This window comes from Streptomyces sp. N35 (assembly GCF_016464295.1).
In the GTDB taxonomy this organism is placed as follows: Bacteria; Actinomycetota; Actinomycetes; order Streptomycetales; family Streptomycetaceae; genus Streptomyces.
Genome location: NZ_JAEIMH010000164.1, coordinates 1 through 7,333, shown reverse-complemented (window position 1 = coordinate 7,333; position 7,333 = coordinate 1). Strand labels below are relative to the sequence as shown.

Sequence of the window (7,333 nt, the reverse complement as noted above, 5' to 3'; positions counted from 1 at the left end):
CGGTAGCTCTCGGTCATGTCTCAGAGCTTTGCCGCGGATCATGAGAGGTTCCTGAGGGGGCGCTGAGAAGCCCGGCAGAACCCCGTATGCCCGATGTAAGGAAGCTCGCCGGCCGGCCGGCGAGGGGAAGCTCAGCCCCGCCCCGCCGGGCATATCTCCCTGGCCACCTCGACGAAGGCGCAGACCTTCGCGGAAGCTTCCGTACCGCGCCACAGGAGCCCGTACTCCAGGGGCCCGAGGTCGTCGAACGGGACGTAGACGAGGTTGGGGCGCGGGTAGTAGACCGCTCCCTGTGCGACGGCGATGGTGACACCCTCGCCCGCGGCGACCAGGGCGAGCAGCTCCTGCCAGTACCGGGTCACCGCCGAGCGCCGGATGGGCCGGCCGCTTGGTGTGCGGGCCGGTACCAGCGCGTCCCGGAAGAGGGCGGGCATCTCCTCCATGATCACGACCTCCTCATCGGCGATGTCCTCGAGCGACACCGTCGTACGGCCCGCAAGGCGATGCCCGCCCGACACCGCGAGCACCCGGGCGTCGCGCAGCAGCACCGGGCCGACCGTCAGATCAGGCTCGTCCACCGGCAACTCGGTCAGCTGTACGTCGAGTTCGCCCCTGCGCAGGGGACCGAAGTGGTCCGACAGATGGACCTCGCGGATCCTCACCTCGCACAGGGGATAGCGCTCGCGGAGTACCTCCGAGACCCGCATGACCGTCTCGCCGGCCAGCGGGCTGGAGAAGCCCACGCGCAGCACGCCCGCCGTGCCGCGGGCGGCCTCGGTGACGCGCGCGAGGGCGTCGAGCACGCCCTGGTGGTGCGGGGCGACCTCGGTGCGCAGCTGGTGGCCGAGCGGGGTCAGCGTCACGCGGCGGCTGGAGCGCTCGAACAGCGGGGCGCCGACGCGGCGTTCCAGCGTCCTGGTCATCTGGCTCACCCGGGCCCGCGAGATGAGCAGCCGTTCCGCTGTCCGGCCGAAGTGCAGTTCCTCGGCCAACACCAGGAACGTGTGCAGCTCTTGCCAGTTCATCCGCCACCCCCGTGATCGTTAAGCGCACCTTACCGAGGGGTGAGCACTTCGCCGTTGATCGCGGACTTGCCCCGCCAGCACACTGATCGGCGTCACAGGGCCGACAGCCCGGCCCACCTCCCCCATGCAAGGACCGCCGCGAGAACCGCGGGCGGCTGCTCCGTGCTGCCCGCTGCCTCCTGCCCGGCGGAATATCCGCGTATCCGCTCATAAAACAGAAGCGAAGGAAGCGAGAACTTCGATGTCCCGTCACAGCGCCGACCGGCGCACACCTCAGCCACCTCAGGCACAGACCCCCGACCCCCGAAGATGGCTGGCGCTCACCCTGCTCGTGGCGTCCTTCTTCATGGTCATCGTCGACTCCCAGATCGTGATGCTGGCCCTGCCCGCCATCGAGACGGAGCTCGGCTTCGCGCCCGGCGGCGTCCAGTGGGTCATGAGCGCCTATCTGCTGAGCTTCGGCGGACTGCTGATGTTCGGCGGCCGTACCGCCGATCTGCTCGGCGGACGCCGGATGTTCCTCCTCGGCACGGCGCTGTTCGGCGTCGCCTCGGTCTTCTGCGGTCTCGCCTGGACCGACGAGGTCCTGATCACCGCCCGCGTCGTCCAGGGCGTGGCCGCCGCGGTGATGACCCCGACCGCCATGGCCGTCCTGATGCACACCTTCGCGGAGGGTCCCGAGCGCAACAAGGCGCTCGGTATCTGGACGGGCATCGGTGCGTTCGGTGCCACCGCCGCGCTGCTGATCGGCGGCCCCATCACCGACGGCCTCGGCTGGGAGTGGATCTTCTACATCAACGTGCCGGTCGTGGCCGCCGTCCTGCTGTTCGGCCCCAAGCTGCTGCGGCAGACGCCGGTGCAGCCCGGCCGCCGCCGCTTCGACCCGGCCGGCGCGGTCACCATCACGGCCGCCATCGCCCTGCTCGTCTACGCCGTGTCGGAGGCGCCGCTGGTGGGCTGGGGCAGCGGGCAGACGGTCTGGATGCTGATCGCCGCGGCCGTGCTCTTCGTCCTGTTCACCGTGATCGAGGCCCGGTCGAAGGCGCCCCTGGTGCCGCTGCGGATCTTCCGCTCGCCGACCGTCGTCGGCGGCAACATCCTGATGGCCATCGTCGCCATGGCGGTGTACGGAGGCGCCCTCATCACCTCCCTGTACGCCCAGCAGGTCCTCGGCTACAGCGCCGTGAAGTTCGGCCTCAGCACCGCGGTCTACGCGGTCATGTCGATCATCGGCGCGAACGTCAGCGCCCGCCTCGTCGCCAAGGTCGGCTACAAGCCGATCGCGATCACCGGTATGGCGCTGCTCTCCGGCGGTCTGCTGCTCCTGACGCAGATCGATCCGGGCGGCGGCTACTGGAGCGACCTGTTCTTCGGTCTCGTCATCTTCGGCTCCGGTATCGGCAGCACGAACGTGGCGGCCTCGATCGCCTCGCTCACGGGCGCGAGGCCCGAGGAGTCGGGCCTGGTGTCGGGCATCAACAACGCGGTGTTCCAGATCGGCGCCGCGCTCGGCATCGCCATCGCCTCGTCGGTGGCCTTCGCGTACACGACGGGCACGGACGCGGCCGGCCTCAACGACGGCTTCCAGGCGGGCTTCCTGGCCACCGCGGTGTTCGCGCTGGTCGGCCTCGTCACGGCGCTGCTCCTGCTGCTGCACCGGTCATCGGGGCAGACCGGGACGCCGGCCGGGGCGCCTCAGGAGGAGTCCGCACAGCGTGTGCCGGTCGGGCACTGACGGTACGAGCTGATACGTCGGGGTCCCGTTCCGCCTTGTCCTGCGGGCGGGGCCCCGAAGTTCCGGGCAGGCGGCTCAGTTGCAGCCGCAGGACTGCCGTACGACCAACCGCGCGGGGAACTGACGCAGCCGCTCCCGGCGTGAACCGGCCACCCGCAGGGCGTCGTCGAGGACCAGGTCGACCGCGGCCCGCGCCATGGCAGGGCGGTCCGAGGCGACCGTGGTCAGCGGCGGGTCCGTCAGGCCCGCTTCCTTGACGTCGTCGAAGCCCGCCACGGCCAGCTCGCCGGGAACGTCGATCCGCAGCTCACGGGCCGCGCGCAGGACGCCGATCGCCTGGTCGTCGGTCGCGCAGACGAGCGCCGGCGGCCGGTCGGGTCCGGCAAGGAGCGAGAGCGCGACCTGATAGGCGTCATAGCGGTTGTACGGAGCCTCGAAGAGGCGGCCCTCCGTGGAGATGCCCGCCTCCTTCATCGCGAGCCGCCAGCCCTCGACGTGATCGGTGACCGGGTCGCCGACGACCGGGGTCCCCTCCGTACCGCCGAGACAGGCCACGTACGGGTGGCCGTGCTCGAGAAGGTGACGCGTCGCGAGCTGTGCTCCGCCCACGTCGTCCGTGACCACCGCGACATCGTCGATCGCGTCGGGCCTGCGGTGCAGCAGCACCACCCGGGCGTCCCACGCGTCGATCTCGGTGGCCGCGTGCTCGCTGGGGCCCTGGCTGACCAGGATCAGGCCGGAGACCCGCATCCCGAGGAAGGCCCGCAGATAGTGCACCTCGCGCTCGTCGAGGTAGTCGGAGTTGCCGACCAGGACCATCTTTCCGCGTTCGGCGGCGGCCTGTTCGACGGCGTGCGCCATCTCCGCGAAGAACGGCTGGCGGGCGTCCGGCACGATCATGCCTATGAGGTCCGTACGGCGGGACGCCATCGCCTGCGCCACCCGGTCCGGGCGGTAGCCCAGCTCCTTGATGGCGGCGAGTACCCGCTCGCGCGTGGCCGGGGCGACCGGCCGGGGACCGTTGTTGATCACATAGCTCACGACGGCGGTGGAAGTCCCCGCCAGCCGCGCCACATCGTCCCGCGTCACCTTGGCCACGCGCGGCAGTCTACGCGGGAAGAGTCACCTCTTGGCAGGCCGTACGTCAGCTTCCGTACGCTCGTCCGACAGCGCCCGGACAGGCTCGGAGCCCTTGTCCGCGTTGGCCCCTGCCTTGGCGGCGGCGTCCGCCGCGCGCTCGCCCTTGTCCGCTTTCTCCGGCGTAACAAAGCGATAACCGACGTTCCGGACGGTGCCGATCAACGCCTCGTGCTCGGGGCCGAGCTTCGCCCGCAGCCTTCGTACGTGGACATCGACCGTCCTCGTACCGCCGAAGTAGTCGTAACCCCAGACCTCCTGGAGCAGCTGGGCGCGGGTGAAGACCCGGCCGGGGTGCTGGGCCAGGTACTTCAGGAGCTCGAACTCCTTGAAGGTCAGGTCCAGGACGCGGCCCTTGAGCTTCGCGCTGTAGGTCGCCTCGTCCACCGAGAGATCACCGTTGCGGATCTCCATCGGGGAGTCGTCGCCGGTGAGGTTCTGCCGGCCCATCGCGAGCCGGATCCGCGCCTCGACCTCGGCAGGTCCTGCCGTGTCGAGGAGTACGTCGTCGATGCCCCAGTCCGCGGTGACGGCGGCGAGACCGCCCTCGGTCACCACGAGGATGAGCGGGCAGCCGGGTCCGGTGGACCGCAGGAGCTGGCACAGGCTGCGCACCTGTGGCAGATCACGGCGGCCGTCGATCAGGATGACGTCGGCACCAGGGGTGTCGACGAGAGCGGGGCCTTCGGCGGGGGCCACCCGCACGTTGTGAAGCAGCAGTCCGAGGGCGGGAAGCACCTCCGTCGACGGCTGGAGGGCATTGGTCAGGAGCAGCAGAGAACTCATCGCTGACCACCTGCCACGGCCTTGCTCGTATGACGGTCGTGCACGTTTCGCTCGCCCATAACGTCTGGTTCCTCCTCGGTCCCTGCGAGGACGTTTACGGCACTGCTGGTGTTGCTCGATACCGCTCGCGGGTCCCGCGCCCTGGGCCCGCGGTGCTCACCTGCCGGGCAGGGCTTCAACCCTTGAACCCTGCAGAAAAGCACAAAAGGACCCGGGGGCTACGCTGCCCGGATCCTCCGAGAAGGAGAATAGCCCACATGAGTTCACCTCCGGCAGGTCAAACGGCGCGATCTTCTGTGCTACCGATCACGCGGGGGAGGCGGCGCACCACGCTGCGTACGGCGGACGGGGTGGCGATCGAGGTGGCGTACGAGCCGTGCGCGACGGGTCCTGAATCCTCGGACGGCCTCGCGATCGTCGTGGCGCACGGGTTCACGGGCGATCTGCTCAAGCCCCATGTACGGCGGGCCGCAGGGGTGTTCACCCAGTTCGGAGCCGTGATCACCTTCTCCTTCCGGGGCCATGGCCGCTCCGGCGGACGCTCCACGGTGGGCGACCGCGAGGTGCTCGATCTCGCGGCGGCCGTCGAGTGGGCCCGCTCGCTCGGCTGCACCCGCGTCGTGACCGTCGGCTTCTCGATGGGCGGCTCCGTGGTGCTCCGGCACGGCGCGTTGCACGGGGGGCGCACGGAAGCGCGCCCCGACGCCGTGGTGTCCGTGAGCGCTCCGGCCCGCTGGTACTACCGGGGGACGCCCTCGATGCGGCGCCTGCACTGGCTGATCACCCGCCGTACGGGCCGGGCGGTCGGCCGCCACGTCCTGCGCACCCGCATCCACCACCGGGACTGGGACCCGGTCCCGCTGTCCCCGGTGGAGTCCGTACCGCTGATCGAAGCCCCTCTCCTGGTCGTCCACGGCGACAGGGACCCGTACTTCCCCCTCGACCACCCCCGCATGCTGGCGGCGGCGGCCCCAGGGGTGGAGCTGTGGCTGGAGCCGGGGATGGGCCACGCGGAACACGCGGCCGGCGAGGAGCTTCTGAGCCGGATCGGGGAGTGGGCACGCCATTCCAGCCTGGTCGGCAACCTCAGCCCCTGCGGCGATTGAGCGGATCTTTCAGCCTCGCCGGCGTTTGAGGCGATCTTTCAGCCCCTGCGGCGCTTGAGCAGATCCGAACGAAGTTCGGATGAAGGGGCCCGGGCGCAGCCCCGGTTTCGGGAAGGGGCGGGGAGGGGAAATCCGCCCGCGGCAGGCGCCCACCCGCACCCCCACTCACCCGCACAGGCAAAGCACCCCGCCCAGACCGGCATCATGGATGCAACCCGAAAGGAGGCCGCATGGCCACAGGCACCATCCGCTACTGGGCCGCAGCGAAGTCCGCCGCCGGCCTCGCAGAGGAGCCCTACGACGCGGAGACCCTCGCCGAGGCCCTCGACGCGGCACGGGTCCGACACCCCGGCGAACTCGTCCGCGTCCTGCAGCGATGCTCGTTCCTCATCGACGGCGACCCCGTGGGTACCCGAGGACATGAGACCGTACGCCTTGCCGAGGGCGGCACGGTCGAGGTGCTCCCGCCGTTCGCAGGAGGGTGACCCGTACACGATGAGCGACCAGAACCAGCAGGGTTCGTACGACCCGTACGGGCAGCAGCAACAGCAGCAGCCCGACCCGCAGTGGCCCACGGGCACGCCCGGTTACGAGGACGCGCCACACACCCAGCGCTGGCAGGGCCAGACCTGGGAGACCCAGGCGCACCCGCACACCCAGGCCCCCGCGGCGGACACCGCGTACCTGCCGCCGCAGAACTACGGCGCGGGACCGCTCCCGCCCGAGGCGCCCTACCCGCCGCAGGGCACCGACCCGTACGCGGCCCAGTACGGCGAGCAGCAGCCCGCGTACCCCGCGGACCAGGCGTCCCCGTACCCCGCTGACCAGGGGGCCCCGTACCCCGCCGACCAGGGGGCCGCGTACCCCTACGACGAGCGCGCCGCCGACGCGTACGCCTACAGCGCCGCGCCCGCGGAGCCGGCCGCGCAGCACCAGCAGACGTACACCCCGGCTCCCGCCGAGCCCGGCCCCGAGAGCGGGCCCGCCTACGGGCCCGCCACGGTCGTGGGCAATCAGCGGATCACCGACGCCCAGCGGGCCCGCGCCGAAGGCCGTTCGCCGATCATCGCGCCGGGCATCCAGCCCGCCGGGATCACCGCGGGGATCGGTCTGCTGCTCGCGGGCGGCGCAGCCATCGGCCCGTACGCCCTGCTGGTCCCGCTGCTCGTCCTGCAGGCGCTGACCGCGGCCGGCTGGTTCCGGCTCAACGGGATGTGGCCCGCGCGCCAGGGCATCGCGCTCGCCTTCGCGGGCGCGCTCGCCGCGGACCTCGTGCTGCTCGCCGTCGGCCGCGAGCACGCGCCCGCCGCGATCATCGGCACGCTCGGCGTCTGGGTGCTGCTCACGCTGGTGCTCCAGCTGCGCTCCCGCGCGGACGCCGACGACCGTATGCAGGGCCTGATGGCCACGGTCGCCTCGGCCGCGCTCGCGATCATCGCGGCCGGTTTCCTCGGCGCCTCGTCCGACGCCGCCCCCGGCGGCGCGCTCGCGGGCGCGGGCGCCCCGCTCGCCCGGGGGCCGCCCCCGCGCTCGCGCGCCCCCCG

At 71.4% G+C, this 7,333-nt stretch carries 7 protein-coding genes; 4 read left to right on the top strand and 3 right to left on the bottom strand.

All coding sequences use genetic code 11. The features are described 5' to 3' along the window. Positions 1-131: 131 nt before the first annotated feature. Positions 132-1,025, bottom strand: a complete 894-nt coding sequence (locus JAO81_RS41190; RefSeq protein ID WP_199553140.1) for a LysR family transcriptional regulator — start codon at positions 1,023-1,025, stop codon at positions 132-134. 241 nt (positions 1,026-1,266) lie between these two features. On the opposite strand from JAO81_RS41190, the gene JAO81_RS41185 reads away from it, so the two are divergent. Further along, positions 1,267-2,760, top strand: a complete 1,494-nt coding sequence (locus JAO81_RS41185; protein ID WP_199553139.1) for an MFS transporter — start codon at positions 1,267-1,269, stop codon at positions 2,758-2,760. Positions 2,761-2,835: 75 nt separating this feature from the next. On the opposite strand, the gene JAO81_RS41180 is transcribed toward JAO81_RS41185, so the two are convergent. Together JAO81_RS41180 and JAO81_RS41175 are read right to left on the bottom strand one after the other, a co-directional pair. Then, entirely contained in the window at positions 2,836-3,858 is a 1,023-nt protein-coding gene (locus JAO81_RS41180) for a LacI family DNA-binding transcriptional regulator (protein WP_199553138.1), read from the bottom strand. A gap of 24 nt (positions 3,859-3,882) precedes the next feature. Continuing rightward, on the bottom strand, positions 3,883-4,683 hold the full coding sequence (locus JAO81_RS41175) for a response regulator transcription factor (RefSeq protein WP_199553137.1): 801 nt from the start codon (positions 4,681-4,683) through the stop codon (positions 3,883-3,885). A gap of 257 nt (positions 4,684-4,940) precedes the next feature. On the opposite strand from JAO81_RS41175, the gene JAO81_RS41170 reads away from it, so the two are divergent. The 3 genes from JAO81_RS41170 to JAO81_RS43245 form a co-directional block, all read left to right on the top strand. Next, complete coding sequence (locus JAO81_RS41170) at positions 4,941-5,789, top strand: alpha/beta hydrolase (RefSeq protein WP_199553136.1); 849 nt, start codon at positions 4,941-4,943, stop codon at positions 5,787-5,789. Positions 5,790-6,019: 230 nt separating this feature from the next. Beyond that, positions 6,020-6,274 carry a MoaD/ThiS family protein gene (locus tag JAO81_RS41165; protein ID WP_187819611.1) on the top strand — a complete coding sequence of 85 codons (255 nt, stop codon included), beginning with the start codon at positions 6,020-6,022 and terminating at the stop codon, positions 6,272-6,274. A 10-nt stretch (positions 6,275-6,284) separates the two neighbouring features. Then, a partial coding sequence (locus tag JAO81_RS43245; RefSeq protein ID WP_233416640.1) for a hypothetical protein occupies positions 6,285-7,333 on the top strand: 1,049 nt, incomplete at its 3' end.

Excerpts from the sequence above, each read along its gene's own strand:
- JAO81_RS41185 (WP_199553139.1), top strand. The coding sequence starts at position 1,267 with ATGTCCCGTCACAGCGCCGACCGGCGCACACCTCAGCCACCTCAGGCA.
- JAO81_RS41165 (WP_187819611.1), top strand. The coding sequence starts at position 6,020 with ATGGCCACAGGCACCATCCGCTACTGGGCCGCAGCGAAGTCCGCCGCC.
- JAO81_RS41190 (WP_199553140.1), bottom strand. The coding sequence starts at position 1,025 with ATGAACTGGCAAGAGCTGCACACGTTCCTGGTGTTGGCCGAGGAACTG.
- JAO81_RS41170 (WP_199553136.1), top strand. The coding sequence starts at position 4,941 with ATGAGTTCACCTCCGGCAGGTCAAACGGCGCGATCTTCTGTGCTACCG.
- JAO81_RS41175 (WP_199553137.1), bottom strand. The coding sequence starts at position 4,683 with ATGAGTTCTCTGCTGCTCCTGACCAATGCCCTCCAGCCGTCGACGGAG.